24 protein-coding genes and 1 riboswitch are annotated in these 26,789 nt (G+C 40.9%); of the genes, 10 read left to right on the forward strand and 14 right to left on the reverse strand.

Annotated elements, in window-relative coordinates; translation table 11 throughout:
• The first annotated feature begins 175 nt into the window (after positions 1-175).
• Together HRK21_RS05085 and HRK21_RS05090 are read left to right on the forward strand one after the other, a co-directional pair.
• Positions 176-517 (forward strand): hypothetical protein, encoded by a 342-nt coding sequence (locus HRK21_RS05085; protein WP_070006583.1) that lies wholly within the window; start codon positions 176-178, stop codon positions 515-517.
• Between the two features lie 12 nt (positions 518-529).
• Entirely contained in the window at positions 530-1,786 is a 1,257-nt protein-coding gene (locus HRK21_RS05090) for a Y-family DNA polymerase (RefSeq protein ID WP_070006584.1), read from the forward strand.
• On the opposite strand, the gene HRK21_RS05095 is transcribed toward HRK21_RS05090, so the two are convergent.
• From HRK21_RS05095 to HRK21_RS05125, 7 genes are read right to left on the reverse strand one after another with little or no spacing between them, the layout of a single operon-like run.
• On the reverse strand, positions 1,787-2,599 hold the full coding sequence (locus HRK21_RS05095) for an alpha/beta fold hydrolase (protein ID WP_070006585.1): 813 nt from the start codon (positions 2,597-2,599) through the stop codon (positions 1,787-1,789). It abuts the gene before it with no gap.
• Positions 2,600-2,636: 37 nt separating this feature from the next.
• On the reverse strand, positions 2,637-3,332 hold the full coding sequence (locus HRK21_RS05100) for a response regulator (protein WP_069887432.1): 696 nt from the start codon (positions 3,330-3,332) through the stop codon (positions 2,637-2,639).
• Entirely contained in the window at positions 3,329-6,019 is a 2,691-nt protein-coding gene (locus HRK21_RS05105; protein ID WP_003739886.1) for an ATP-binding protein, read from the reverse strand. The genes HRK21_RS05100 and HRK21_RS05105 overlap by 4 nt, the downstream gene beginning before the upstream one ends.
• Before the next feature lie 15 nt (positions 6,020-6,034).
• Positions 6,035-6,607, reverse strand: a complete 573-nt coding sequence (kdpC, locus tag HRK21_RS05110) for a K(+)-transporting ATPase subunit C (RefSeq protein ID WP_003739887.1) — start codon at positions 6,605-6,607, stop codon at positions 6,035-6,037.
• A 12-nt stretch (positions 6,608-6,619) separates the two neighbouring features.
• Positions 6,620-8,665 carry a potassium-transporting ATPase subunit KdpB gene (kdpB, locus tag HRK21_RS05115; protein ID WP_077952758.1) on the reverse strand — a complete coding sequence of 682 codons (2,046 nt, stop codon included), beginning with the start codon at positions 8,663-8,665 and terminating at the stop codon, positions 6,620-6,622.
• An 11-nt stretch (positions 8,666-8,676) separates the two neighbouring features.
• Complete coding sequence (gene kdpA, locus HRK21_RS05120; RefSeq protein ID WP_003739889.1) at positions 8,677-10,362, reverse strand: potassium-transporting ATPase subunit KdpA; 1,686 nt, start codon at positions 10,360-10,362, stop codon at positions 8,677-8,679.
• Positions 10,359-10,448, reverse strand: a complete 90-nt coding sequence (locus HRK21_RS05125; RefSeq protein ID WP_015085182.1) for a potassium-transporting ATPase subunit F — start codon at positions 10,446-10,448, stop codon at positions 10,359-10,361. Before HRK21_RS05125 ends, kdpA begins: the two co-directional genes overlap by 4 nt.
• Positions 10,449-10,702: 254 nt before the next feature.
• On the opposite strand from HRK21_RS05125, the gene HRK21_RS05130 reads away from it, so the two are divergent.
• The 3 genes from HRK21_RS05130 to HRK21_RS05140 all read left to right on the forward strand — a co-directional run bounded on the left by HRK21_RS05130 (position 10,703) and on the right by HRK21_RS05140 (position 12,790).
• Positions 10,703-11,008, forward strand: a complete 306-nt coding sequence (locus HRK21_RS05130; RefSeq protein ID WP_003739890.1) for a PTS sugar transporter subunit IIB — start codon at positions 10,703-10,705, stop codon at positions 11,006-11,008.
• Positions 11,009-11,143: 135 nt separating this feature from the next.
• Positions 11,144-12,451, forward strand: coding sequence for a PTS sugar transporter subunit IIC (locus HRK21_RS05135; RefSeq protein WP_003739891.1), 1,308 nt, complete (start codon positions 11,144-11,146; stop codon positions 12,449-12,451).
• Positions 12,452-12,487: 36 nt separating this feature from the next.
• Complete coding sequence (locus HRK21_RS05140) at positions 12,488-12,790, forward strand: PTS sugar transporter subunit IIA (protein WP_003722042.1); 303 nt, start codon at positions 12,488-12,490, stop codon at positions 12,788-12,790.
• A gap of 21 nt (positions 12,791-12,811) precedes the next feature.
• On the opposite strand, the gene HRK21_RS05145 is transcribed toward HRK21_RS05140, so the two are convergent.
• From HRK21_RS05145 to HRK21_RS05165, 4 genes are all read right to left on the reverse strand, one after another.
• Positions 12,812-13,933: an FtsW/RodA/SpoVE family cell cycle protein gene (locus HRK21_RS05145; RefSeq protein WP_070006587.1), complete on the reverse strand. Its 1,122-nt coding sequence runs from the start codon at positions 13,931-13,933 to the stop codon at positions 12,812-12,814.
• Positions 13,930-15,060, reverse strand: coding sequence for an FtsW/RodA/SpoVE family cell cycle protein (locus tag HRK21_RS05150; RefSeq protein WP_070006588.1), 1,131 nt, complete (start codon positions 15,058-15,060; stop codon positions 13,930-13,932). The genes HRK21_RS05145 and HRK21_RS05150 overlap by 4 nt, the downstream gene beginning before the upstream one ends.
• Complete coding sequence (mgtA, locus tag HRK21_RS05155) at positions 15,061-17,631, reverse strand: magnesium-translocating P-type ATPase (protein WP_070006589.1); 2,571 nt, start codon at positions 17,629-17,631, stop codon at positions 15,061-15,063.
• 284 nt (positions 17,632-17,915) lie between these two features.
• Positions 17,916-18,082: riboswitch (M-box (ykoK) riboswitch) on the reverse strand.
• A 102-nt stretch (positions 18,083-18,184) separates the two neighbouring features.
• Positions 18,185-18,751 carry a TetR/AcrR family transcriptional regulator gene (locus HRK21_RS05165; protein ID WP_003722048.1) on the reverse strand — a complete coding sequence of 189 codons (567 nt, stop codon included), beginning with the start codon at positions 18,749-18,751 and terminating at the stop codon, positions 18,185-18,187.
• 162 nt (positions 18,752-18,913) lie between these two features.
• Between HRK21_RS05165 and HRK21_RS05170 the strand changes: the two genes are divergently transcribed.
• On the forward strand, positions 18,914-20,701 hold the full coding sequence (locus HRK21_RS05170) for a 1,4-beta-N-acetylmuramoylhydrolase (RefSeq protein WP_070006590.1): 1,788 nt from the start codon (positions 18,914-18,916) through the stop codon (positions 20,699-20,701).
• A 415-nt stretch (positions 20,702-21,116) separates the two neighbouring features.
• On the opposite strand, the gene darA is transcribed toward HRK21_RS05170, so the two are convergent.
• From darA to HRK21_RS05185, 3 genes are all read right to left on the reverse strand, one after another.
• Positions 21,117-21,446, reverse strand: a complete 330-nt coding sequence (gene darA, locus HRK21_RS05175) for a cyclic di-AMP receptor DarA (protein WP_003739897.1) — start codon at positions 21,444-21,446, stop codon at positions 21,117-21,119.
• 107 nt (positions 21,447-21,553) lie between these two features.
• Positions 21,554-22,180 carry a dTMP kinase gene (gene tmk, locus HRK21_RS05180; protein WP_003739898.1) on the reverse strand — a complete coding sequence of 209 codons (627 nt, stop codon included), beginning with the start codon at positions 22,178-22,180 and terminating at the stop codon, positions 21,554-21,556.
• A 52-nt stretch (positions 22,181-22,232) separates the two neighbouring features.
• Positions 22,233-23,612 carry an aminotransferase class I/II-fold pyridoxal phosphate-dependent enzyme gene (locus tag HRK21_RS05185; protein ID WP_070006591.1) on the reverse strand — a complete coding sequence of 460 codons (1,380 nt, stop codon included), beginning with the start codon at positions 23,610-23,612 and terminating at the stop codon, positions 22,233-22,235.
• Between the two features lie 183 nt (positions 23,613-23,795).
• Here HRK21_RS05185 and dhaK1 point away from each other — a divergent pair, with 183 nt between their 5' ends.
• The 4 genes from dhaK1 (at position 23,796) to HRK21_RS05205 (ending at position 26,738) form a co-directional block, all read left to right on the forward strand.
• Positions 23,796-24,785 (forward strand): dihydroxyacetone kinase subunit DhaK1, encoded by a 990-nt coding sequence (gene dhaK1 / locus HRK21_RS05190; RefSeq protein WP_003739900.1) that lies wholly within the window; start codon positions 23,796-23,798, stop codon positions 24,783-24,785.
• A gap of 21 nt (positions 24,786-24,806) precedes the next feature.
• Positions 24,807-25,403, forward strand: a complete 597-nt coding sequence (gene dhaL1 / locus HRK21_RS05195) for a dihydroxyacetone kinase ADP-binding subunit DhaL1 (RefSeq protein ID WP_003722056.1) — start codon at positions 24,807-24,809, stop codon at positions 25,401-25,403.
• Between the two features lie 3 nt (positions 25,404-25,406).
• Positions 25,407-25,781 carry a dihydroxyacetone kinase phosphoryl donor subunit DhaM1 gene (gene dhaM1, locus HRK21_RS05200; RefSeq protein WP_003739902.1) on the forward strand — a complete coding sequence of 125 codons (375 nt, stop codon included), beginning with the start codon at positions 25,407-25,409 and terminating at the stop codon, positions 25,779-25,781.
• A 105-nt stretch (positions 25,782-25,886) separates the two neighbouring features.
• Positions 25,887-26,738 carry a MurR/RpiR family transcriptional regulator gene (locus HRK21_RS05205; protein WP_003739903.1) on the forward strand — a complete coding sequence of 284 codons (852 nt, stop codon included), beginning with the start codon at positions 25,887-25,889 and terminating at the stop codon, positions 26,736-26,738.
• The last annotated feature ends 51 nt before the right edge of the window (positions 26,739-26,789 follow it).

Consider the following 26,789-nt stretch of genomic DNA (forward strand, 5'->3'; position numbering starts at 1 on the left):
TAACTTATAGACTTGGTCTTTTTTTATGTTCCTTTTATTAATCTTTCACAAATAGTAATTTGTTCCCGTTTCTATATCACAAATGAGAACATTTACGCATTGCGAATAAGAACGTTTGTTCGTATAATGTATGTAAGCAATAGCTAAACATTTGAAATATTGGAGGTGTCATCACATGAGCTATCAAGATCGCGGCATGAAGAAATGGGGCGGTTTTTTATTAAGCGAACATACCGAGGCGATGCAAAACGCCGAACCAAATTTAGTATGGAAAGAAGCTATGACTACAGAATTTATCGAGAGCGTACTAGCTAGCGCGATGACACATCAGTCTACGCTTGTTATCCAGAAAAAGCCGCTAGATCCAGAAGCCTCTCCCGAAAACGACATTATCGGCCGTATTTCCGGAGTGGAAAATAATACCATTTATATAAAAAATTCTGAAGGTATTATTCCGCTTTCCTTCTCTGCAATTCGCAATGTAGAAGAAAGGAGTGTCGACAAATGGTACAAGTAGAAGATTACAGCCGTGCGCCGCGCCGTGATATTTTGTGCATCGATATTAAATCGTTTTTTCGCCTCGGTTGAGTGTGTCAAACGTCGGCTTAATCCACTTGAGGCATATTTAGTAGTAATGAGTAACGCCGACCGGACTGGCGGTCTTGTTTTAGCCGCCACCCAAAAAATGAAACAAGAACACCACATCAAAACTGGCTCAAGAATGTACGAACTGCCCACCTGGGATAATCGAATTATTATCGCACCACCACGAATGAAACTTTATTTAAAAGTAAATGCGATGATTCAAGCCATTTTCAGACGTTATGTTCCCGCTGAGTTTATTCACGTGTATAGTATTGATGAATGTTTTTTAGATATCACTGGATCACACTTGCTGTTTGGAAGCACCGAGACGATTGTTCGTAAAATTCAGCGTGATATTTTAGAAGAGTTGCGCCTTTATGTCACAGTTGGAATCGGCGACAATCCCCTTCTTGCCAAACTTGCGCTCGATAACGTTGCTAAAAATCGCGACGATGGAATAGCTGAATGGCGCTATGAAGACGTTCCAGAGACAATTTGGAAGATTAGACATTTGGATGATGTCTGCGGAATTGGGCGTCGGACTGCTGTTCGTCTACAAAAAATGGGAATCTTTAATATGTACCAACTAAGCCAAACGCCGCCACAAGTGTTGAAAAACGCAATGGGTGTAGTTGGCGAACAACTTTACTATCATGCTCATGGCATCGATTATAGCCTTTTAAATGAAAAATATGTTCCAGTTAGTAAAAGCTACGGAAAAAGCCAAATTCTTGAAAAAGACTATCACGTGCCGGCCGAAGTAGAGATTGTCATCCGCGAAATGGTCGAGGAAGTAGCCATGCGTTTACGCCAAAATCATGTGGATACTGCTGTTATCCACCTAAGTGTCGGCTACAGTAAATACAGCATAAAAAAAGGATTCAGCCATCAAGCTAAAATCCCTCCCACTAGTAGCAGTCATGCACTTATTCCTTATTTCCTGCAACTATTTAGACGTTATGATGAACGCGAACCTGTGCGCTCCATTGCTATTTCATGCGGTAAGATTACTTTGAAAACAGGGTTGCAGCTCAATTTATTTGAGGATGCTACCACAACTTTAAATCATGAACAATTAGAAATAACGGTCGACAAAATCCGGTCGCGTTATGGGTTTAAATCCCTCATGCACGCAAGTAGTTTATTAAATGGAGCGACTGGTTTAAAACGGTCTGAAATGGTTGGTGGTCATAAAGGTTAATCATTCTGGATTTACACGGAATAAGAAATCTTGCACCATTGTTGTAAATATTTTCGGTTGTTCGATTTGCAAATTATGACCTGCAAAATCAAGAATAGCAATCGATGCATGTGGATATTTTTCAAGCAATGTAATCCCGTCTGCGTATCCCACGTGATCATCTTGACGACCAAATAAGAATAATGCCGGCACATCGAATTGCGCTTTTTCGTCTGGGTCAAAGCTCAGCGCATAATTCGCGGATAATCGGTCTAAAAATTCTCCATCTGCATTAATTATTCCCGCCATCACTTCCGCCAAGAAACGATTCCAGTTTCTTGCTGTTAAAATGACACCACTTTTTGAAAAGTATGCTCGGTCTTCTTTTGATAGCGAACGTACAAATGTATCGTCTTGGTACATGACTTTTTGTTCGGGGAGCGTTCTTCTTTCTTTTTCAGGATAAATGACTGGACAAATAAGTAAGACTCCAAGCACTCTATCTGGCATTTTTGCTGCGATTCCGCGAGCTAAATAACCACCATACGATTCTCCGGCGAGTACAAATTGCTCGCCCGGAATTACAGCTTCAATAAATTCTAGTAAAAGCGTAAGTACGTGATCAGCATTTTGAATGGAGTCGTAATTCTCAGTTTTCCCCATTCCAGGCAAATCCACATAAATGCGTGAGAATGAGCTCTTCTTATCAAAGACTGGCTCCATGCAACCAATCATCAGCTGCGAATCAGGACCAAAGCCATGAATCATTATTATTGGTATTCCTTCACCATATTTTTCATAATAAACGTCTACGCTACGGATTGTTTTATGCATCTTCATTCCTCCTGGCGTTTATTTTTATCATAACATATTATTCTTCTGCCATCCGGTATCCAACCCCAACTTCTGTCAAAATGTACGCAGGTTCTGCCGGATTTTTTTCAATTTTACGTCGGATGTTACTCATATTGACCCGAAGCGCTTGATTTTCACTAGGATAAGGCCCCCAAATTTCGCGAATAATAAAATCATGTGTAAGGACTTTACCAGCGTGGCGAGCTAATAAAAGCAAAATTTTATATTCAATTGGCGTAAAGTGAATTTCCGTATCACCCATTTTGACAAGTCGGCGGTCGTCATCAATATACAAGTCTTGAATGCGAATAATATGGTCATTTGGCGCTTCTTTGCTACTTGGTTGAATGTGTCTGAGGGCAGTCCGAATACGTGCCAGTAGTTCCGATGTCCCGAATGGTTTCGTAATATAATCATCTGCGCCAAGGTCAAGTGCCGTCACTTTTTCTCGTTCGTGATCGCGCGCAGACACAACAATAATCGGCACTTTTGACCAAACGCGAATATCACGGAGCACATCCAGCCCTTCTACATCGGGCAAACCTAAATCGAGTAGCACAACATCCGGAGAATGGCTTGCTGTCTGCTCTAGTGCTTCTTTTCCACTCACTGCTTTAATCACTGAATAATCACTCGCCGTCAAAACAGCCGAAATAAAATTACTGATGCCCTCTTCATCTTCCACAATTAGCACAAGCCTTTTGCTGTTCATTTTCCATCTCCTCCGTCTAGTGGCAAAGTGAACCAGAATGTCGCCCCACCGTGTTTATTGTTTTTTGCTTCCAAAGTTCCGTCGTGCGCCCGAATGATTGACATGCAAATGGATAAGCCCAGCCCTAAACCACGGGACATGTCCGAGCGTTCTCTTGCCTCTACCGCAAAAGTATCAAATAAATCTGGCAACCGATTTTCTGGGATCCCTTTTCCATTATCACGTACACTGAAAATTGCACTTTGCTTCGTTTTCGTCACGTCTACCCAAACTTCTGCACTAGTTCCACCGTGACGCAGGGCATTTTCCATTAAATTAATAAGCACTTGTTCAATCAGCGTCCCATCCATCGGAACCATCAAAAGATCGCGCGGAACTTTCACGTGAATAGTTCGGTCTCTGAAACGTTTTTTTATGCGCCCAACCGCTTCACCAACAATTTCTTCTACAGCTTCCGGCGCTCGTTCCAAACTCACCAAACCTTCACTAATTCGTGTCACAGATAGCAAATTCTCAACCATCCGTATGAGCCAGCCTGAGTCATCTTTAATGCCTCTAATTAAGTTCCGCTCGGTTTCTTTGTCTAATTCATCTTCTTTTTCAAGTAAGGCGGAACTTGCGCCAATGATGCCTGTAAGCGGCGTTCGCAAATCGTGTGATATCGCCCGTAGTAGATTACTTCTCATCTTTTCTTTGGCTGATTCAATAACAATTTGGCGCTGTTCCTCTGATAAATATTGACGCTCTAAAGCCAGCGCGACTTGAGAGCTAATCATTCGTAAAAATATCCGATTATCTTGTGTGAGCGGACCTTCTTCTGGGGAGCAAGAAACCCCGATGACACCAAGCACCTTTCCTTGGGACATCACTGGCATATAATAGCCAAAAGCGCCCATTAGCGTATCTGTCCCAGCACCCGCTCGCTTTTTGTTTTTAAATACCCAGTGGGCAACCGCTTCTTCATCTGCACTAAGAAGCGCACTCGCATCTTCTTTTCCTTCTGCTTGTACAAAAATCCCTTCATTACTTTTGGCAGGGTCAGCAGAATAAAAAATAACGGAACGGCTAAATAAATGCAAAATATATTCATTGGTTAAATCAATAATTCCTTTTAAATTGCGGGTAACTAATAGCCTTTTATTGATTTCATAAAGCACTTCCGTTCGGCGTTCCCGCTCGACAGCAAGGCTCGCTTGTGTTTTAATTCGAACAGTTAGCGCACTCGTAATCAACGCAACTAAAAGCATAATTCCAAAAGTCACTGGATACCCTGCCTGAATCGTGTTAAATGTATAAAGTGGTGACGTGAAGAAAAAATTAAATAGCATGACGCCAATGATGGAACCCAGAACACCATACACATAACCGCTCGTTACACGAGAAATAATTAAAACAGACAAAATATACATCATAATCACATTTTGGTCACCAATGCCAAATTCACTTAAGCCGACACAAATCGCTGTCGCTAGCGTTAAAAGTAAGACCATTTTCGCCATATCATGCCATGTGAGGAAACTTTTAAAACGCATTTTCATTCGCCGTTTTTTTGTTTTCGGCTGGCTTGAAGGGATGATGTGCATATCGACGTTATCCAAATGCGTGATAAGCCGATCTTCAAAATCCTCTTCAAATAAGGAACGCAAACCCATGCGTCGGCGAGATTTTCCAACAACAATATTTGTCACACCGGTCAGACGAGCGTACTCGGCTACTGTTTCTGCAATATCATGTCCAGCGAGAGTAACAATCTCTGCACCAAGCCGTTCAGCAAGTTCCATCGTTTCCCGCAGACATTTTTTCTCCGCTTTGGTCATATAATCATTTTCTTCGTTTTCAATATAAAGAGCAGTCCACGGTGCGCGGAAAGCCTCGGCAGTACGCGCTGTCCAGCGAATGAGTTTTGCAGACGAAGGCGATGTCCCAATACAAACGAGCCATTTGCTGCTTGCGCGTTTTTCTGGATAAATACCCGTTTGATCATATTCGTGGCTAATTCGGTCAGCCGCTTTTCGCATCGCAATTTCGCGCAAAAGCTTTAAGTTTTCTCTAGTAAAAAAGTTTTGCATAGCTGTTCGCGCACGTTCTGGTTGATAGATTTTCCCTTGTTCGAGCCGTTTTAAAAGCTCGTCTGGTTCAATATCAATTAATTTTACTCGGTCTGCTTCATCAAAAACATAATCAGGAATCGTTTCGCGCACGGCGACCTTAGTAATACCTTCAACGATATCATTCAAGCTTTCAATATGTTGCACATTAACAGTTGTATATACATCAATGCCTGCTTGGAGTAATTCTTCCACATCTTGGAAACGCTTCTTGTTTCGCACGCCTGCTGCATTCGTGTGTGCAAGTTCGTCTACCAAGATTAGTTCTGGTTTCCGTTTCAACGCTTCGTCCAAATCGAATTCTTTGAGCGCAATATTTTTGTGAGTGATTGCTTTAGGTGGAATAATCGGGATTCCTTCTAGCATTTTCAACGTTTCCTCGCGAGCATGAGGTTCAATATAACCCGCCACGACATCCACACCTGCAGCTAATTGATCTTTGGCGTCACTTAACATAGCATATGTTTTTCCAACACCTGCCGCAAAGCCAAAATATATTTTTAATTTACCCACGGATGAATCTGTTTCTTCTTGCAAATTCACCAGTAGCGCATCCGGACTTGGACGATTCGTTTCCATATACTCGCCTCCAACTTACATTTTCAATCTATCTAATGCCAAATTCACTTGTAATACGTTCACAGTTGGCTCACCCCAAAAACCTAACAATCGCTCATTTGTATGTTCTGCGATAATTTCTTTGACTTCTTTGGTGGAAATGCCTCGTTCTCTAGAAATTCGGTCTACTTGATATGCCGCAGCAGCCTCTGAAATATCCGGATCCACACCACTTGCTGAAGCTGTTACGAGATCCATCGGAATGACGCGATTATTTGTCGGATCTAGTTTATGCCACCAAGCAATTCGTTTTTCTACTAATTGTTTTTGTTCTTCGCTAGTAGGATTTAAGTTTGTCGCCGCTCCGTCACTTGCAGCCCGTCCAATCAAGTATTCAGGCTCGGTAAACGTTTGGCCAATTTCAGCAGAACCAACATTTCCGGTTGTACCATCTGCTCGTTTTTCTTCTATTATACTTCCATTTGCTTTGTCATGGAAAGCTACACCTGCAAAAACAGTGACAATACCTGGATAAATCACGCCACACACTAATGTCAAAAGTAGAAATCCTACTACTGCTGGCTTCCAAATTTGCATGAATCTTTTCATGTTTTCTCCCCCTTAAACGATTCCTAAAACAGTTAATAGCATATCAATCAATTTAATCGCGATAAATGGCGCAATCAGACCACCCAGACCATAAATCAACATATTTCGGCTCAGTAATTTCCCGGCCGGCATTTCACGATATTTCACGCCTTTTAAAGAAAGCGGAATAAGAACAATGATAATCACCACATTGTAAATAATCGCGGATAAAATCGCGCTCGTCGGGCTTGTTAATCCCATTAAATTTAGCGCTTCAAGTTGTGGAAAAATGCCGTAAAATAGCACCGGAATAATCGCAAAGTATTTCGCTAAGTCATTCGCAACACTAAATGTTGTCAGTGCACCACGCGTCATTAAAAGTTGTTTGCCAATCCGAACAATATCAATTAATTTGGTCGGACTAGAATCCAGATCAACCATATTCCCAGCTTCTTTTGCAGCTTGTGTTCCTGTATTCATCGCAACAGCTACATCCGCTTGTGCAAGAGCTGGCGCATCATTCGTCCCGTCTCCTGTCATCGCCACTAAATGACCTTCCCGTTGATATTCGCGAATTAATTCTAATTTTGCTTCTGGGGTTGCTTCTGCTAGAAAATCATCGACTCCTGCTTCCGCCGCAATGGCTGCCGCGGTCATTGGATTATCACCAGTAATCATAATTGTTTTAATACCCATTTTTCGTAAATCAAGAAAACGTTCTTTTACACCATTTTTCACGATATCTTTTAAATAAATGACGCCTAGCACTTGATTGTTGCGGACAACGACAAGTGGCGTACCTCCAGCACCGGCAACTTTGCTCACAATCGCATCACACTCTTTTGGGTACGTGCCGCCATTTGCTGTTACGTAAGCGTGAACCGCATCCGCTGCACCTTTTCGAATCGTATTTTCTTGATAGTCAATTCCGCTCATTCGCGTTGTTGCAGTAAAAGGAACAAATTCTGCGTGCATTTCAGCAAAATCTCGTCCGCGAATGTCGAACCGTTCTTTCGCCAATACAACGATACTCCTACCTTCCGCCGTTTCATCTGCAATCGAGGAAAGTTGAGCCGCATCTGCCAGCTCTTGTTCCGTCACACCATCTACTGGCAAAAATTCGCTTGCTTTCCGATTTCCCAGTGTAATCGTCCCAGTTTTATCGAGCAAAAGCACATCCACATCACCAGCCGCCTCAATCGCACGACCACTCATTGCTAAAACATTCGCTTGATTTAACCGGCTCATTCCAGCAATCCCAATCGACGAAAGCAGCGCACCAATCGTAGTTGGCGCCAAACAAACGAGCAAAGCAATCACATTCGTAATCGAAATTGCCGATCCTGCACCCGCCTGCTTACTCGCAAATTCAGTAAATGGTAAAAGTGTCGCTGAAACTGCCAGAAAAATAATCGAAAGCGTTACAAGTAAAATTTGTAAAGCAATCTCATTCGGCGTCTTTTTCCGTGAAGCACCTTCCACCATCGCAATCATTTTATCTAAGAAACTTTCTCCAGAGACCGCCGTTACACGAACAACCAGCCAGTCAGAAACAAGTGTAGTCCCACCTGTCACGGCACTTCTATCCCCACCAGACTCACGAATTACCGGTGCAGATTCCCCAGTTATTGCACTTTCATCAACCGAAGCCGCACCTTCAATCACTTCACCGTCCATCGGGATTTGTTCATTCGCCAGGATATACACAATATCGCCTTTTTTCAAGTCATTCGAAGCAATTTCAATCACATCAGTTTTATCATCAATATTCTTCAATTTTCGAGCTAAAACGTCTTTTCGAGCCATTTTCAAACTATCCGCCTGTGCTCGACCGCGACCTTCCGCAATCGCCTCAGCAAAATTCGCAAATAACACTGTAAACCATAAAATCAGCGCAATCGCTAGCGTATAACCAGATTTCTCATCCGAAATCCCGAAGAAACCGAGAAAATAAAGGCTTGTTGCCAAAATCGCACCAACATAAACAAGCAACATTACCGGATTTTTCACTTGTAGTTTTGGGGACAGTTTTTTCGTCGACTGAATCAGCGCATCTTTCCAAATACCTTTTTCCATCATTTCCATTCACCTCATTTGAAAGTTGTAAAGAAGTCCGCAATTGGCCCAAGTGCAAGTGCTGGCAAGAAACTAAGTGCGCCAACAAGTACCACAACACCAATTAAAAGACCAATAAACATGCCATTTTTCGTCGATAACGTCCCGCTACTCGCTGCAACCGAACTTTTTCCAGCCATATTCTGCGCTAAATAAAGCGCCGCAACTAGCGGAATAAAACGAGCAAGTAACATCATTACTGCACCAACCATATTTGTAAACGTCGTGTCTGCCGCAAATCCAGCAAAAGCACTACCATTATTATTTCCCATCGAAGTAAATGCATAGAGCACCTCAGAAAAACCGTGCGCCCCACTCGCCGAAACAGAAGCTTGCACACTCGGCATCATTACCGCAACCGCCGTACCGAATAAAGTCAACAGCGGCGGAACCAAAATAAGCAAACAAACCATTTTCATATCATAAGGTTCAATTTTTTTCCCTAAGTATTCTGGCGTCCGTCCAACCAAGAGCCCCGCTATAAACACCGTCAAAATTATAAAGCCAATCATGCCATAAAGCCCACTACCAACGCCGCCAAAAATAACCTCACCGAGTTGCATAAAGAACATCGGCACCAGTCCACCAAGCGGAGTCAAACTATCGTGCATTGCGTTCACCGCTCCATTCGAGGCCGCCGTCGTGGAAGCCGCAAAAAGCGACGAGCCGCCAACACCAAAACGAACCTCTTTTCCTTCCATACTGCCAGAAGTCGCAACACCTTGATAACTTGGACCTGCAAATTGTTCGGAGATTGTAATAGCAACAACCCCAACAACGAAAACAATCATCATCGCTGTCATAATTGCGCGCCCTTGCTTACTATCCTTCACTGCACGCCCAAACATTACAACAAGCGCCACTGGAATAAGTAAAATCGCCAACATTTCTATTAAATTAGTAAAACTAGAGGGATTTTCAAACGGAAACGCAGAATTTGCTCCGAAAAAACCACCACCATTTGTACCAAGCTGTTTAATAGCAATTTGGCTTGCAGCTGGGCCTAGTGGAATCAACTGTTTTGCCCCATTTTCAAGTGTTTCGATAACCGAATAATCAGCAAAGGACTGTACCACTCCTTGCGAAACTAAAAGAAGCGCCAAAACAAGCGAAAGTGGTAGCAAAATATAAAGTGTCACGCGGAATAAATCTTGCCAAAAATTCCCCACTGTTTTCTGTTTCTTCCATATAAAGCCGCGGATTACGGCAAATAAAACTGCTATCCCTGTCGCCGCTGACACAAAATTCTGCACTGTTAAGCCAATCGACTGCGAGAAATAAGATAAAGCCGCCTCACCAGAATAAGCTTGCCAGTTCGTATTCGATACAAAACTCGCCGCCGTATTAAACGCAAGACTAAAACTAAGCCCTTTCATACCTTCTGGGTTGAGCGGTAAAAAACCTTGTAGCATCAACACTGCCATTACAAATACGAAGCCTACCGCGCTAAAGGCAAGCGCCGATACCGCATAACGTTTTGCGGACATTCCAACCTCACTCACACCCATCAACCGATAACCAAACCGTTCAACTGGTTCTAACATCCGTGACAAAAACACTTTTTCCCCAATCATCACTTTATACATATAAATTCCAAGAGGCACCGCCAAAACTAATAACAATACAACAAAAAACACATCTTGCATCACGATATACTTCATAAGTCCTCACCTCTAAACAACACATAAAATAAATACACCAACAAACCTAAACCGATTATTCCAGCAATTACTAGAACAACACCCATTTTCCGTTCACCCCTTCACCGTACTCTTTCCACCACTAATCCTACCAACAAACGTATAAAGACAGTGTTAAGATTCTAAAGCTCCGCATAAAGATTCCGTTAATATCTCTATGTGTGTAAAATTTACACACAAAAAAAGCCAATGTGTAAGCAAAAAACAAAATGAAAACCCTTTTATAGCCACATTTAAAGTTGGCACGGTACTTGCATATATAAATAAGTGTTAAGAGAATTATCTAGAGGAGGAAATAATCATGAAAACAATCATGTTAGTATGTTCAGCAGGTATGTCTACCAGCTTACTAGTTACAAAAATGGAAAAAGCAGCTGCAGAAAAAGGCCTTGAAGCAAAAATCTTCGCCGTTGCAGAAGCAGAAGCAGCTAACCATTTAGACGAAATCGATGTTTTATTACTTGGACCACAAGTACGTTTCTTAGAAGGAAACATGAAGAAAAAATTAGAGCCAAAAGGTATTCCATTAGCTGTTATTAACAGTGTTGATTACGGAATGATGAAAGGCGACAAAGTTTTAGAACAAGCATTAGATTTAATGAAGTAAAAAGAGGGTAATTACAGCTAGCTAGCTGAAAATTATAAAAAACTAAAGAGGTATAGTAATATCGCCATGTTTTAGAAATTATGTATTCATCTTAACCCGGCTATTACTTTATCCCTCAAAAAAGGAGAATAAAAAATGAATGGTTTTATCGCATTTATGGAGAAATATTTCATTCCCTACGCTGCCAAAATTGGTGGACAACGTCATTTAGTAGCAATTCGTGATGGTTTCATTACAACTATGCCACTTATGATTCTAGGGTCTTTCGCCGTTTTAATTAACAACTTCCCAATTCAAGCTTACCAAAAATTCATGAATAACTTATTTGGTGAAGGAACTTGGCAAGCATTCGGCGGAAACGTTTGGAACGGTACTTTTGCTATCTTAGCATTACTTATCGCTTTCACTGTAGCTTACAACTTAGCTAAATCTTATGACAAAGATCCACTTTCTTCCGCAGTAGTTTCTGTAGCAACTTTCTTCACTATTGGCGCAATTGCTCCAGGTGCTGACGGTGTTGCAAACACTGGTGGTCTTGGATCAACTGGTCTTTTCTTAGCACTTATTATTGCAATTCTTTCCACTGAAATTTTCACTCGTTTAAGTGGTAGCCCAAAACTTGTTATCAACATGCCTGATGGTGTTCCACCGGCAGTTTCTCGTTCATTCGCAGCTTTATTCCCTGCAATGATCACTGTTTCTATCTTTGGTCTTATCACTGCGTTCTTCCAAGCAGCTGGTGTGACTAACTTAGTAATTTCTTTCTACGAATTAGTACAAGAACCATTCATGGGTCTTGCAAACTCCTTGCCAGCAGCGTTACTACTAGCATTCGTTTCTGCTTTCCTTTGGTTCTTTGGTTTACACGGTGCGAACATTATCGACCCGTTCATGCAAACAATCAACATCCCAGCTATCGAAGCTAACGTAAAAGCACTAGAAGCTGGTAAAGAACTTCCTTACATCGTTAACAAACCTTTCTTTGACTCTTTCGTTAACTTAGGCGGAACTGGGGCAACTATCGGTTTAATCATCGCTATCTTTATCGTAGCTCGTAAACATAAAGCGTACATGACAGTTTCTAAATTGTCTGCAGCGCCAGGTCTTTTCAACATTAACGAACCAATGATGTTTGGTCTTCCAATCGTCTTGAATCCAATTATGTTCATTCCGTACATCTTGGCACCACTTGTACTTGTAACTGTAGCTTACTTTGCAACAGCTATCGGTTGGGTACCAGCTTGTACTATCGTAACTCCTTGGACTACACCACCAATTATCGGTGGAGCACTTGCAACACAAAGTATCGCTGGTGGCGTACTTGCAGCTGTAAACTTAGGTCTATCTATCCTAATCTTCCTTCCATTCGCGAAAATTGCTCAAATCCAAGAGCTACGTCGTGAAAAAGAAGCACTTGCTGCTGAAGGCGTTACTGCAGAATAATTTTTAAAAACCAAAACTTTAAGGACGTGTTTACAGATGGATTTAGAGCAAACTATTATGAGCTTGATCGTGTTCGGTGGTAACGCTAAAAGCGATGCTATGTTAGCCATTGATTCCGCAAAAAAAGGGGATTTCGCTCAAGCAGACGAACAAATCGCCCAAGCAGAACAAGCACTACTTGAAGCGCATCATTCTCAAACAAAACTTATACAAGGTGAAGCACGTGGTGAAAAAACAGAAGTTTCCCTTCTACTCGTTCACGCACAAGATCACTTAATGAACGCAATCACTTTCAAAGACTTAGCGAAAGAAATTGTAGACCTTTATAAGAATAAATAACACTTAAAAAACCAGTTGTCATCATGACAACTGGTTTTTTTCTTCTATTAAATCGGCATCTGACCGGATAATCGCTAGCACTACACCTACTGCAATAAAATTACCTAGCACAGCACTCCCACCATAACTAATGAAAGGAAGCGGAATCCCCGTGAGTGGCATAAGTCCAACAGTCATACCAATATTCTCAAAAATATTAAATGCAAAACTCACTGCAAAGCCCGCTAAAACAAGCGAAGAAAAAGTATTCTTCATCAATAGAGCCGCCATAATTAATTGATGGATAAGTAGCATAAATAAAATTAACAACAAACTTACACCAACAAACCCAAATTGATGACCAATCGTGCTAAAAATCATATCAGTATGGCTTTCAGGAATATACGCATTTGTTCCCGAACTACCAGTCATCATCCCCGAACCAACCGCCTTCATCGACAAGTTAAGTTGGTACACCGCGTCTGGGTCAGTCGTTGGATCAAGCCATGTCTGAATCCGCGAAAACTGATATGCATGAAATCCAATTTTTTCTAGCAGGCTAATGTGGTACACGATAACATACATTCCTACCGTCGCTATTGTTAGAATTAATGTAATAATTCCGACCATCAGCTTCGTCGATTTAATCGCCAGTAAAATAATCGCTAGCGCCGTAACCCCATAAACAATCGTCGTACCGAGGTCTGGTTGCTTCATAATTAATAGTAATACGATTCCTGTAAGCACCGTTAAAATCCCTAATTGTTTCCATTTTTGCGCTTGATATTTCACTGCAAAATGCGCTAATACAAAGATAAAAATGGATTTTACCACTTCAGACGGTTGAAAAGATAGCCCAGCGAAGCGGTACCAACGTGTCGCCCCATTTATATTTTGTACTAAAGGGTTAGGAATGAGTATTCCTAAGAGCATAATAACCATCAGCACATACAACCAAACCGCATGATGACGCAAAAACTCCACTGGAAGCCTAGAAACGCCAAAACACGTAAGCGTCCCAATTGCTAAAAACACCAATTGCATTCCTAAAAAATTCGTATTGTACTGATTTGTCTGCTGCGCGTAATAGATTGCCACACAACTAACTAAAGACAATAAGAACACCGATAAAATAATCCGGTTATAAAGTACATCTCGTTTCATAAATACACGACCTCCCTCGTTTTAGCTAGCACGTTCCGTCTCGCCGCCGCCAGTACAAATCCGACTGCACACGAAAGCATGACCACTGAACTACCACCATAGCTAATAAATGGCAGCGGCACACCAGTAAGCGGAATAATCCCACTCACTCCACCGAGATTCAAAAACATCTGCACCGACACCCAAGACGCAACACCAATACAAATCAGCGAATCAAAAATAAATTGACTGCAAATAGCAATATAGAGCGCCGTAAAACTTAACATCATCAGCAAAAATATCGTCCATATAACACCAAAAATACCAAGTTCCTCCGCAATCACCGTCATAATAAAATCCGTATGAGGTTCTGGTAAATAACCTAACTTCTGGATACTACCTCCTAAGCCATTTCCAAATATCCCACCGCTCCCAATCGCATAATAGCCATTTCTAAGTTGATAAGAAGCATCTAAATTATCCAAGTTAAACGGATCCAAAAAAGCAAATCTACCCAATTTTGCTGAACTAAAAAAGTCTGGGTGAAAGAAGTAAATCATTAGCGCTACAAGTAATAAGAGAGCGAAAGACCAAATAGCTACTCGCACAAGGCGTGTGAGACCAACTCCGCTCGTTAAAAACAAAGCGACCCCAATAACGCCTAAAATCAGTGCAGTGCCAAGATCTGGCTGCAAAAAGACAAGCCCCACTGTTAAAAATAAAAATCCAAGCAACCAATATTGGACACGAACTCCGCAACCTTTTTTCAAGAAAACTGTTGCAATTACTAGTATTAGCAGTAACTTAACCATCTCTGTAGGCTGAAAAGTCACACCCGCAATAGATAACCATCTTTGCGCATTGTTCGCCGCACTTCCTGTTAAGAGCACTAGAATCAGTAAACCAACCAAACTTCCAGCCAAAACCTGAAGCGTTCGTTTGCGATAAAATAGTTGCACATTAATGCGCGAGCAAACGAGTAGGCCTAAAAAACCAAGTCCATAAAAAAGTAATTGTCTATCAAAGAAATAACTTGGCTCCACTTTGTATCGCATAACGGCAACACCATAACTCGTGCTATAAACAAGTAGCAAACTCCATACTGCCAGAAGTACGTACGTTACAAATAGTACACGCCCCGCCCGCATTTAAATCCACTCCCGGAATTTCCGAATGTAGATAGTTTTCACCAGTTGCATCGTAGTCATATAGCCAACCAAAATCAATATCAACCAAGGGAAATAACCACCCGGCAAGCTGACAAACCCAATGCTATGACCGAATCCTGTAAATGGAATAATAATCCCAAGCGCCATTACAGTAAGCGTTGCAATCATGACAGGTGCAGCTGCTCGACTTTGAATGAACGGTATTTTCTCTGTACGAATCATGTGTACGACCAATGTTTGCGTAAGTAAGCCCACCACAAACCAGCCACTGTGGAATAATGCTTGCTCCGCCATCGTATTCGCGCTAAATACAAACCACATAATTAGAAACGTCGCAATATCAAAGATCGAACTCACCGGACCAATACATAGAATAAAGCGCAACATTCCTTTTTGTTCCCATTGATGTGGCTTTTTCAAAAATGAGCGATCCATTTTGTCCCAAGGGAGTGTTAATTGAGAGAAATCATACAATAAATTTTGCAGTAAAAGGTGTAACGATAGCATTGGTAAAAACGGAATAAATGCACTCGCAACCAAAACACTAAACACATTACCAAAGTTAGAGCTGGCCGTCATTTTAAGGTATTTTAGAATATTACCGAATACATTCCGGCCTTCCATCACCGCATCATTTAAGACCGTTAAGCTTTTCTCAAGTAAAATGACTGAGCTAGCATCTTTCGTAATATCTGCCGCCGTATCAACCGAAATTCCAACATCCGCTTTCCTAAGTGCTGGCGCGTCATTGATTCCATCACCAAGAAATCCAACCGTATGCCCCGCTTTTTTAAGCAAACCAATGATTCGCGATTTTTGCATTGGGGTTAATTTAGCAAAAATGTGATATTTTCGCAGTTCTCGCGTAAGTTCTTCATCGGAAAGCTCTTCTATATCCGCACCTAGTAAAAATCCGTTCGCTGGAATGCCTACTTCCTGACAAATTCGTTTCGTAACAATTTCATTATCTCCCGTCAAAACTTTAACGTTAATTTGATTTTTAAAAAGATGAGCGATTGCTTCTTTCGTCGATGCTTTTACTGGATCGCGGAAACCGAGGAATCCCGCAATAATCATTTGTTCTTCGTCGGTCTTAGTAAATGCTTCTCCGACTTTTCCAGTTTTATAAGCCACTGCAATTACTCGAATTCCTGAACGATTCATTTCGGCACACATGTCTTGAAATTCGCTCTTTTCTGATTCAGATAGTGTTGAAATAGTCCCGTCAAATTCCTTATGAGTGCATACAGTGAGCATTTCTTCCACCGCGCCTTTTGTAATCATCCTTGTTTCTGCCCTATTTTCAACCACTACGCTCAAACGGCGACGATCAAAGTTAAAGGGAATTTCGCCAACTTTTTTCCAATCCGCTGCAGTGCTCTCATCCAATTTGGCAATAACTGCATGATCTAAAACATTTTTCCAACCAGTTTGGAAGTAACTGTTTAAATAAGCCATTTTTAAGACGCTTTCTGAGGTTTTGCCCGCACTATCAATGTATTTTACAAGTTCTAGCTTATCTTCTGTGAGCGTCCCAGTTTTATCCGTACATAAAATATCCATCGCACCGATATTTTGAATGGCGCTCAGTTCTTTCATGATTACTTTTTTCTTCGACATATTGATTGCGCCCTTTGCCAAGTTCGTGCTGACAATCATCGGTAGCATCTCGGGTGTAAGACCAACCGCAATCGCTACTGCATATAGAAATGCTTCTAACCAATTGCCTTTCATAAGCCCGTTAATCATAAATACAATCGGTACCATCACCATCATAAAATAAAATAGTAATTTCGAAATTGATTTAACACCTTTATCAAAACTAGTATCGCCGCGCCGTTCAGTAGCTGCGATGGACAATGAACCGAAGAATGTCGAGCTCCCAGTCCGCAAAACAACTGCCCGACCATGCCCACTTAACACATCTGTCCCCATAAATAATAGGTTTTCCCGTTCAAAAATTTCTGGATTGGCACGTTTGTCTTCCACAAATTTTTCAGCAGGAATCGATTCTCCTGTAAGGGCCGATTGATTAATTAATAAGTCCGTAGCCGAAATAACACGCGCATCTGCTGGGATAATATCTCCCGCCGAAATTTCAATTAAATCTCCTGGTACGATAGCATCTTGCATCACCAAATCCATGGAGCCATTTCGAATAACATTGACTCTATTTTTCACCATGTTTTTTAACGCGTAACTCGCCCGCTCAGCTCTACTTGTTTGAATAAATCCAAGTATGCCGCTCGCAAGTATCATTAGCGCCATAATCACGGTTGCTTCCATGTCGTCCGTCAAATACGAAACAACCATCAACATCGCTAAAATATAGATAAACGGATCATTAAACGCCCGAATAAAGAGCCGTAAATTCGATACTTTCTTTTCTTCCACTGTTTGATTGGGACCAAATTCCGCTAATCTTTCCGTAACTTCTACGTTTGTTAGCCCCGTTTCCATAACACCTAATTTTTCCAAAACTTTTCCTCTGCTCATTTGTGATTCTTTGAGCAAATTATTACCTTGCTTTTTTACATGTAGTTTTTTCATTTTCCTTGCCTCCAATTCTTTCTAGGCAAGCTGAGAATAACGTTTATGTGCGCCAGAGATGAAGGTTAGTCACTCTTGCAGCTTGATTACTGTCATACGAGTCCGGTTCTTCTACTTCCTCTCCCTGATGGTGGTCCATTGCCTTCATCTCCTTTCGAATTTTATCTAAGCTTAATTATCTGAAAAAAAGGTTTTAATTCCCAGATAATTATTTTCATAATAAACATGAAAAAAGTCCTTACCAAAACCTTGGCAAGGACTTCTGAGTTTATACGCATACTAAAACAGACTCCCCTCGCTAAAGTTTTGGCACTATGCAACGTAAAGAATACTCTTAGCCACATTATGGAAAGCCTTAATCCGACAATCCCTGTTCTACCCATTGGCGTCTTTGGACATTTTTGGGCAGTGGCCTGTGTTTGCATAGGAGCCTCACCTAACAGGCAAAACTACATATTTATTATCGCTCTAATCGTCTACGAGTTTAACATAGAAAATCTAAGCCCGCAAGACAAAGTGTAAAATACTTAACTTTTATTTAACTTTTCGTGATTTATTTCAATAATTTCAACAAAACATCTGCTAAAGAATCTGCGGTTGTTGTAATCGTTGGCGGGCGCTTATAAATATCATCGCGTACTTTTTCCACCATAATAAGCAAAATAACACTATTTAAAATTAAAGAAATCGCATCTGCTTCTTGCGCAGAGTTCTTACTCGGAACCATTTCTTTTACTTTTTGATTAACCCGTTCATACAAATATTCCACAATCGATGGATCAATAAATTCCATATCTTTGCTACCCATTTCTCGAACGGAAATTACCATAAAATCCCGATATTTTTCATAAATATCCGAAATAAATTGGCTCGCTTGTCGTAAAAATACTTTGGCACTCTCAAAATCTTTATCAAAAAATTGATTGATTTCCGCCTTCATACTTTCAAATTGGACTTCCAGCGTCATATGAATAAGGTTATCTTTGCTCTTGAATTTTTTAAAAATCGTAGCTTCATTTATTCCAGCGGCTTCTGCTAATTGTCTTGTTGTGGAGCCTTTAATGCCGTGTTTCGCCATCATACAAAGCGTTGCATCCATGATGGATTCGTTTGTAATCATTATTTTACCCCCGTTCAACTAAGTAAGCACTTGCTTATATTCAGTATAACAAAGACAAGCCTTTTTGACAATTTAATTACAATTTGTCGATATCAATCATAAGTAATGTGAAGTATGTAATAATGGATGTAGAATATTTTAAAGAATTGGAAGTGACTTACCATGCAAAAGACGAGAAAAGAACGGATTCTTGAAGCCTTACAAGAAGAAAAGAAAAACAAAAAAAGTAAAAAATTTAAAACTGGTGCAACAATTGCTGGGGTTACTGCCATCGCAACCTCTATCACTGTTCCAGGAATCGAAGTAATCGTTAGCGCAGACGAAACAGCGCCTGCTGACGAAGCATCTAAAAGCGCAGAAGCTAACACAACTACAGAAGCACCCGCAACTGCCACTCCTGAAAACACAACAGAAAATAAAACAAACAACGCAGAAACAAAAGAACAAACAACAACTACAGAAACTGCTCCGGCTCTAGCTGCGCAACAAATCGAAAAAACGCCTGCTGCTCCAGCGACGATTAGCAACCCAGATGACAAAACAAGTTCTCCAACTGTTGCTACTTATAATCAGGTACAAAAAACCGCCTTACGTTCTGGCGCAACTATTCAAAGCTTTGTACAAACAATCCAAGCCTCTTCTTCCCAAATTGCAGCAGAAAATGACCTGTACGCATCTGTCATGATCGCCCAAGCAATTTTAGAAAGCGCTTATGGAACGAGTGAATTAGGTTCTGCTCCAAACTATAATCTTTTTGGAATCAAAGGAGCATACAACGGCCAATCTTACACAAAACAAACACTTGAAGATGATGGTAAAGGAAACTACTACACAATCACAGCTAAATTCAGAAAGTACCCTTCTTACCACCAATCACTTGAAGACTATGCCAAAGTTATTCGTAACGGCCCAAGCTGGAATTCAAATTACTACTCTAAAGTTTGGAAAAGCAACACTACTTCCTACAAAGACGCAACCAAAGCCTTAACAGGAACATACGCAACAGACACAGCCTATGCAACAAAATTAAATGACTTAATTAGTCGATATAATTTAACCCAATATGACAGTGGCAAAACAACTGGCGGAAACTCCGGAAGCACTGGTAATGCTGGGAATTCTAGCAACACCGAAAACACTTCCAACGCAAAAATTTATACAGTGGTCAAAGGGGACTCCCTTTGGAGAATCGCGAACAACCATAAAGTAACCATCGCGAACTTAAAAGCTTGGAACAACTTGAAATCTGATTTCATTTACCCAGGCCAAAAACTTAAAGTAAGTGCTGGTTCTACTACCACCAACACAAATACGTCTAAACCGAGCACAGGAACAAGCACGTCCAACCCAAGTACAGGCACTAGCACGAACGCAAACGCTAAAGTTTACACAGTTGTCAAAGGGGACTCCCTTTGGAGAATCGCAAATAACAACAAAGTGACTATCGCTAACTTAAAAGCTTGGAATAACTTGAAATCTGACTTTATTTACCCAGGCCAAAAACTTAAAGTAAGTGCTGGTTCTACTACCACCAACACAAATACGTCTAAACCGAGCACAAACACGAATACATCCAAACCAAGCACAAACAATAGTACTAGCACAAGCACAAATGCCAAAGTTTACACAGTTGCAAAAGGGGACTCCCTTTGGAGAATCGCTAACAACAACAAAGTGACTATCGCTAACTTAAAAGCTTGGAATAACTTGAAATCCGACTTCATTTATCCAGGTCAAAAGCTTAAAGTAAGTGCCGAATCTACTACAAACACAAATACAGCTAAACCAAACACAACAAACAATTCCACAGTAAAAACATACACTGTCAAAAAAGGCGACTCTTTATGGGCCATTTCTAGACAATATAAAACAACTGTAGATAATATTAAAGCTTGGAACAAGTTAACAAGCAATATGATTCATGTTGGTCAGAAATTGACGATTAAGTGAATATAAAAAGCCTATCTCGTGAGTGAGATAGGTTAGAAACTGCGGATAAAGCGAGAAATTGCTTTGTCTGCGGTTTTTTTATTAAAATTAAACAGCTCCATTATGATCTGCATAGCAGGGCCTATTGGTTATAATTCATCTATCTCGCATTGATAGTTTAAAGCATCCAACTCCCATTTACTCTTTTTGATTGTTAACTCGGCTTTTGCTAGGCTTGAATTTAATAAGAAAAAAATAATCGTCTGGACACTTGTTGGGTGAGAAAAGGCGATTATGTATCAATTTTAAACCTTGCCCGCATTTTTATGACGTTGCTGCTGTTAGAAAGTCATGTCCACGCATGGCTCTCTTTTCATTTATCGATAAAGAAAAAGCAGGTAGCTCTTATCGCATACCTGCTTTTCCATTATCTGCTTTAAAAATGATGAAAACTTTCCACTGGCATTACAAACACGGTTGCGCCGCCAACTTGGACTTCGATTGGGTAAGGCACGTACGTATCTACCGTCACTCCAAGGGATGCGGATGGTGTCATCATTTGTTCGCGTGCTTTACAGTTTTCCTTAATTATCGCTAGTGCATCATCTACACGTTCATCTTCTGTACCGATAATAAATGTGGTGTTGCCTGCTTTTAAAAATCCACCTGTTGTAGCTAGTTTTGTCGCACCGAAATTGCCTTTTGTAAGTGCGTCAGACAAACGGTTGCTATCTTGGTCTTGGACGATCGCAAATATCAGTTTCAAAGAAATCAACCCTTCCTAAAAATCTATCTTTTTTTCATTATAGCAAATAAATGCCATTTTAAAGAGCGATATGCACTTGTGGCAAGGTGTGGAAGTCCCACTAGATGTTAGGCTAATTGTCGTAAAATATCAGCTAAAATAGTTTCTGTAATTTCTTCTGGTGTCTTTGTAGCGTCCACTCGCATAAAACGTTCCGGGAACATGTTGATGATTTTTTCGTATCCAGCTTGAACTTTTTCGTGGTAGGTAATATCTTCTTTATCTAAGCGGTTGACTTCACGGCCCTTATTAGCGGCGATTCTTGCTAAACCAACTTCGGCAGGCACATCGAGATAGTATGTCCGGTCAGGCAGTGTATCTTCAATTGCATATAAATTCACTTGTAAAACTTGTTCCATATTCATGTCACGTCCGGCACCTTGGTAAGCAAGAGAGCTATCCATAAAGCGGTCACAAAGTACTGTTTTCCCTGCTGCTAAGGCTGGGCGAATTGTTTCAACGACATGTTGACGGCGCGCTCCCGCAATAAGTAGCACCTCTGTTTTTGGATCCATTTCTTCATTGCCAATTCCGAGGACAATATTTCTTACTTTTTCTGAAATTGGGCTGCCACCTGGTTCGCGCGTCTTAATAAAATCGATGCCAGCTTCCGTCATTTTTTGATTAAGTAGGGTTCCTACTGTTGTTTTACCAGAGCCATCTGGGCCTTCAAGTGTAATAAAAATAGCTTTCATTTAGTAATTTCCTTTCCCTTTCGCGTCGCTTTCTGTTTGATTATAGCATAAATTAGCGGAATACACGGATGTAATTCTCGGCTAGTTTTTCGCCGCCTTGGTAGTGGCGTGTGCGAATGTTTTTTAGTTCGCGAATATGCTTTTCTGTGATGCTTTCTCCGCGGATGATTGCTGGAATTCCCGGCGGATAGAGTGAAATCGTTTCCGCAGATACACGGTCAGTTGCATCGTCTACTAAAACAAATTCGGTCGCGTGTGCATGCATTTCTTCATAAGTTAGTGCAAGGCATGACGCACAAGGTGCTGACATTTCATATGGTTCTTTCGCAATTTCTTTTTTCGTGGGAGAATGAATTCGGCTAATCGGCGTGAAATCAATCCCTTTTTTAATTAATGGTAAAATCAGTAACACTTGTGACTCGTCGGCAAGCTCGGGGAAATAAGAACTTTCTTCAAAAATTGCTTGCAGTTCATAGCCTGTATAACCTGTTTTGCGCACGATGATTTTAAGTGGATCATCTGGCAAAATGACTTCAAATTTATTCTTCGTTAGCCATTTAATCCATCTGGCACGCATTTTCCAAAAAGCTTCAACGTCTGCTGCTGTGTATGTTGCCGCATATTTTCTGGCCGCATCCAGTGACGCCATAATTAAATAAGATGGGCTGCTCGTTTGAAATACTTGCAAGTAATAAGCTAGTTTTTCAAAAACCGGTAAATCATTCACCACATGTAAATAGGATCCCATCGTTAGTGCCGGCAACGTCTTATGCGCCGACTGAACAACCACATCCGCACCAAGTTCCACTGCACTTTTCGGAAATTCAGAACTTGTTAAAAAGTGCGCCCCATGCGCCTCATCGACAAATACAACCGCGCCAAAATCATGCGCAATTTGAATACATTTTTGCAAGTTAAAAGTCGTTCCGTAATAGCTCGGATAAGTGAAAATACATAGTTTTACATCTGGGTGATTATGTAATGTTTCTTCGAGAAGTTCGGTTGTCACACCACTTGCGACGCCAACTTCTTTGTTTGTCACTGGGGTTAAGAAAATCGGTTCTCCACCGGCGAGTTCGATTCCATGTAAGATTGATTTATGTGCATCTCGCGGAACTAAAACTTTTTCCCCGCGCTTTAACGTCGCCATAATAACCGCCAAGCTCCCTCCGCTTGTCCCGTTAACTAAAAAATAGCTTTTTTTACTTCCATAACACTCGGCAAGTAATGCTTCTGCTTCCAAAATCACATCTTCCGGGTGGTGCAAATCGTCCATTCCAGTGATTTCTGTTACGTCCCATTTCAAAAGTTTTTGCCATGCATCTGGATAAATGGCTCCGCTTTTGTGTCCAGGAACATGGAGTGATATTGGGCAAGATTTAGCATGAGCATCTAACCGTTCCACTAAAGGCATTTTAGTCTGATCTCTCATAACAATTCCCCTTTTCAAATTCTCTCTTTCATTGTATCATTTTGCTGGATTTATGACACATTCTTGCAGTTTTAAAGCGTTTTCATTTTTGAAGTTGTATAATAAAAGGGGCAACTACGTTTTGACTTTCTAGTAAAGGGAAATTGAGGTAAGAGGACTATTTTAAAGGAGGTTTTTTGTCAGATGAAGAAGATTCTTAACGGTACTGATCAAGTAGTAGAACAGATGGTGGAAGGTTTAGTTAAATCGCACGCAGATGTTGTTCACCGTGTCGAAGGAACTCGCGTCATTGCAAGAAATGATAAACGTCCAGGAAAAGTCGGGCTAGTAAGCGGTGGAGGTTCTGGTCACGAGCCGGCTCATGCTGGTTATGTAGGTCGCGGAATGCTATCTGCGGCTGTATGCGGCGATGTTTTCACTTCCCCAACACCTGACCAAATTTATGAAGGTATAAAAGCCGCAGATCAAGGCGCTGGTGTACTTTTAATCGTAAAAAATTATACTGGTGACGTAATGAATTTTGAAATGGCGGCAGATTTAGCAGATGCCGATGATATTAAAGTAGAGCAAATTGTAGTAGATGATGATATTGCTGTTGAGGATAGTACTTTTACAACAGGACGCCGCGGTGTAGCCGGGACTGTTCTCGTGCATAAAATTATCGGGGCAGCCGCAGAAGCAGGCGCATCTCTTGAAGAACTGAAAGCCCTTGGTGAAAAAGTAATTGCTTCGGTTAAAACGCTTGGTGTCGCACTTACTCCGTGTACTGTCCCTGAGGTTGGACATCCTGGTTTTGAACTTGGTGACGACGAAATCGAACTCGGAATCGGTATCCACGGCGAACCAGGATTTACGCGCGAAAAAATCATGCCGTCTGCTCGTTTAGCTAAGCAACTGTATGAACGTATTAGTAATGAAAGCAAACTCTTACCGGGAGATAAAGTGGTTGTACTTGTTAACGGCATGGGCGCAACACCACTAATGGAACAATATGTTTTCGCAAATGATGTCCATGAGCTTCTAAAAAATGCCGGCGTTCAAGTTGAAAAAACACTCGTTGGAGATTATATGACTTCTCTTGAAATGGCTGGTTTATCCTTAACCATTTTAAAATTAGAGGACGAAAAATGGGTTGATATGTTGAAACTCCCAGTGGACACAATTGCATGGTAATAAAATTTGGAGGAATGAATCATGACTTATGATAAAGATTGGGCGTTACGCTGGTTAAATGACTTCGGCGAACGCGTGCAAGAAAACAAACAATTATTAAGTGATCTCGACCAAGCGATTGGCGACGGAGACCACGGTATCAATATGGCTCGCGGACTCGGCGAACTCAAAAAAGCTTTCACAGAAAAAGAACCCGCTGACCTAAAAGATGTTTTCAAAACGGCCGGAATGACAATGGTCAGCAAAGTTGGCGGCGCATCAGGTCCACTTTACGGAACAGCATTTCTGAATATGAGTAAGGCAGTTGATGCGGATACAATCGATGCGGTCGGCCTTACAAAAGTCATTGAAGCTGGTCTAGAAGGTATCGAAAAACGCGGTAAATCGCATGCTGGTGAAAAAACAATGATTGATGTCTGGGAACCAGTTGTTCACGCGCTTCATCAAGAAGATTTAACCGATGATGTGGTGGATGCAGCCTTACAAAAAACAAAAGATTTAAAAGCTACTAAAGGTCGCGCAAGTTATCTTGGCGAGCGTTCGATTGGCCATCTTGACCCCGGCGCCTACTCTTCCGCCCTGCTATTTCACGCAATGCTTCAAACGGAGGTGAGCTAACTCATGGCTAAACCTTATGGCGTTGTTATCATTTCTCATTCCAAAGACGTGGCAAAAGGCGTACATGATATTATTAAAGAAATTGCTCCAGACGTTTCTATCACGTATGCCGGCGGAACAGAAGACGGTCGCATTGGCACAAGTTTTGATGCAGTGAATGAAGCAATTGAAAATAACGAAGCTGATAAAGTCTACACTTTCTATGACCTTGGAAGCGCCAAAATGAACATAGAGACAGTGGAAGAAATCAGCGAAAAAGAAATTATTCTCTTTAATGCACCAATTTTAGAAGGTGCTTACGCTACTGCTGCTCAAGTTCAAATGGATGAAAAACCAGAAGTCATCGCAGCAAATCTTAAAACAATTGAAATTAAATAACTGAAAAAAATCCCTTTAGATGTAATTTGTCTAGAGGGGTTTTTTTATTTAATGGTATAATTATTTAAAACAATTTCCCATTCTAAAAAGTTAGGATTTGAAACGATGAATATTTTAATTAAAATACGCGAACTAACCAATTTAACCAATAGTGAAAAAGAACTAGCGAATTATATTTTAGCGAACCCGAAGAAAACATTACAGTTCAAACCAAAAGAATTAGCTACAGCTGCCTTTGTCTCCGCTGCAACTATCTATCGTTTAATTAACAAACTAGGACTAAATGGAATCGGTGAACTTAAAATCGAAATTGCTTCAAGTCTTCGTGAAACAAATGAAGAAAAAGATTTGAATTACGACTATCCTATTTTGGAATCCGATACGCCTTACCAAATAATGACCAACCTCCATCAAATATACAAAGGAACCATCGACGAAACATTAAACAACGCTGATCCAGAAGAACTCGTCAAAATTGGCGAAAAATTAATCCATGCGAAAACCATCGATGTGTATGCAGCTTCCGCCAATTTATTTTTCGCTCAAAACTTCAAATTTCAAATGCAAGAAATTGGTGTCTTAGTCAATGTGCCTGAGGAAGATTATATCCAAAGCTTATCTGCCGCTAACAGCGATGAAAACCATATTGCCATCGTCGTTTCTTACGGAGGTCGGAGTCGGACACTTCAAAGAGTCGTCAAAATCTTGTCCGAAAACAACGTCGATATTATTTTAATTACATCTATGCAAGACAATCCTTTAGTCGAATTTGCCACACACAAAATCTACATGGCTTCCGCTGAGAACCATTACAACAAAGTCTCTTCGTTCTCAACACGCCAATCATTACTAAGCATTTTCGATACGCTTTATTCCATTTATTTTAATCAAAATTATGAAAAAAACATTCAATACAAAACGACTAATTACCAAAAAATGAACACCGAATTGGAATGATTTTTCAAAAACACAATCATTTTCCTTTCGAATTGAAAAAAAGCTCTCAAT

The organism is Listeria monocytogenes (genome assembly GCF_013282665.1).
GTDB classification, from domain to species: domain Bacteria; phylum Bacillota; class Bacilli; order Lactobacillales; family Listeriaceae; genus Listeria; species Listeria monocytogenes_C.

What these genes read in the sequence shown, in the direction of transcription:
- HRK21_RS05085 (WP_070006583.1), top strand. Translation starts at nt 176, where the DNA reads ATGAGCTATCAAGATCGCGGCATGAAGAAATGGGGCGGTTTTTTATTA.
- HRK21_RS05095 (WP_070006585.1), bottom strand. Translation starts at nt 2,599, where the DNA reads ATGCATAAAACAATCCGTAGCGTAGACGTTTATTATGAAAAATATGGT.
- HRK21_RS05100 (WP_069887432.1), bottom strand. Translation starts at nt 3,332, where the DNA reads ATGAACAGCAAAAGGCTTGTGCTAATTGTGGAAGATGAAGAGGGCATC.
- HRK21_RS05105 (WP_003739886.1), bottom strand. Translation starts at nt 6,019, where the DNA reads ATGGAAACGAATCGTCCAAGTCCGGATGCGCTACTGGTGAATTTGCAA.
- kdpC (WP_003739887.1), bottom strand. Translation starts at nt 6,607, where the DNA reads ATGAAAAGATTCATGCAAATTTGGAAGCCAGCAGTAGTAGGATTTCTA.
- kdpB (WP_077952758.1), bottom strand. Translation starts at nt 8,665, where the DNA reads ATGATGGAAAAAGGTATTTGGAAAGATGCGCTGATTCAGTCGACGAAA.
- kdpA (WP_003739889.1), bottom strand. Translation starts at nt 10,362, where the DNA reads ATGAAGTATATCGTGATGCAAGATGTGTTTTTTGTTGTATTGTTATTA.
- HRK21_RS05125 (WP_015085182.1), bottom strand. Translation starts at nt 10,448, where the DNA reads ATGGGTGTTGTTCTAGTAATTGCTGGAATAATCGGTTTAGGTTTGTTG.
- HRK21_RS05130 (WP_003739890.1), top strand. Translation starts at nt 10,703, where the DNA reads ATGAAAACAATCATGTTAGTATGTTCAGCAGGTATGTCTACCAGCTTA.
- HRK21_RS05135 (WP_003739891.1), top strand. Translation starts at nt 11,144, where the DNA reads ATGAATGGTTTTATCGCATTTATGGAGAAATATTTCATTCCCTACGCT.
- HRK21_RS05140 (WP_003722042.1), top strand. Translation starts at nt 12,488, where the DNA reads ATGGATTTAGAGCAAACTATTATGAGCTTGATCGTGTTCGGTGGTAAC.
- HRK21_RS05145 (WP_070006587.1), bottom strand. Translation starts at nt 13,933, where the DNA reads ATGAAACGAGATGTACTTTATAACCGGATTATTTTATCGGTGTTCTTA.
- HRK21_RS05150 (WP_070006588.1), bottom strand. Translation starts at nt 15,060, where the DNA reads ATGCGGGCGGGGCGTGTACTATTTGTAACGTACGTACTTCTGGCAGTA.
- mgtA (WP_070006589.1), bottom strand. Translation starts at nt 17,631, where the DNA reads ATGAAAAAACTACATGTAAAAAAGCAAGGTAATAATTTGCTCAAAGAA.
- HRK21_RS05165 (WP_003722048.1), bottom strand. Translation starts at nt 18,751, where the DNA reads ATGATTACAAACGAATCCATCATGGATGCAACGCTTTGTATGATGGCG.
- HRK21_RS05170 (WP_070006590.1), top strand. Translation starts at nt 18,914, where the DNA reads ATGCAAAAGACGAGAAAAGAACGGATTCTTGAAGCCTTACAAGAAGAA.
- tmk (WP_003739898.1), bottom strand. Translation starts at nt 22,180, where the DNA reads ATGAAAGCTATTTTTATTACACTTGAAGGCCCAGATGGCTCTGGTAAA.
- HRK21_RS05185 (WP_070006591.1), bottom strand. Translation starts at nt 23,612, where the DNA reads ATGAGAGATCAGACTAAAATGCCTTTAGTGGAACGGTTAGATGCTCAT.
- dhaK1 (WP_003739900.1), top strand. Translation starts at nt 23,796, where the DNA reads ATGAAGAAGATTCTTAACGGTACTGATCAAGTAGTAGAACAGATGGTG.
- dhaL1 (WP_003722056.1), top strand. Translation starts at nt 24,807, where the DNA reads ATGACTTATGATAAAGATTGGGCGTTACGCTGGTTAAATGACTTCGGC.
- dhaM1 (WP_003739902.1), top strand. Translation starts at nt 25,407, where the DNA reads ATGGCTAAACCTTATGGCGTTGTTATCATTTCTCATTCCAAAGACGTG.
- HRK21_RS05205 (WP_003739903.1), top strand. Translation starts at nt 25,887, where the DNA reads ATGAATATTTTAATTAAAATACGCGAACTAACCAATTTAACCAATAGT.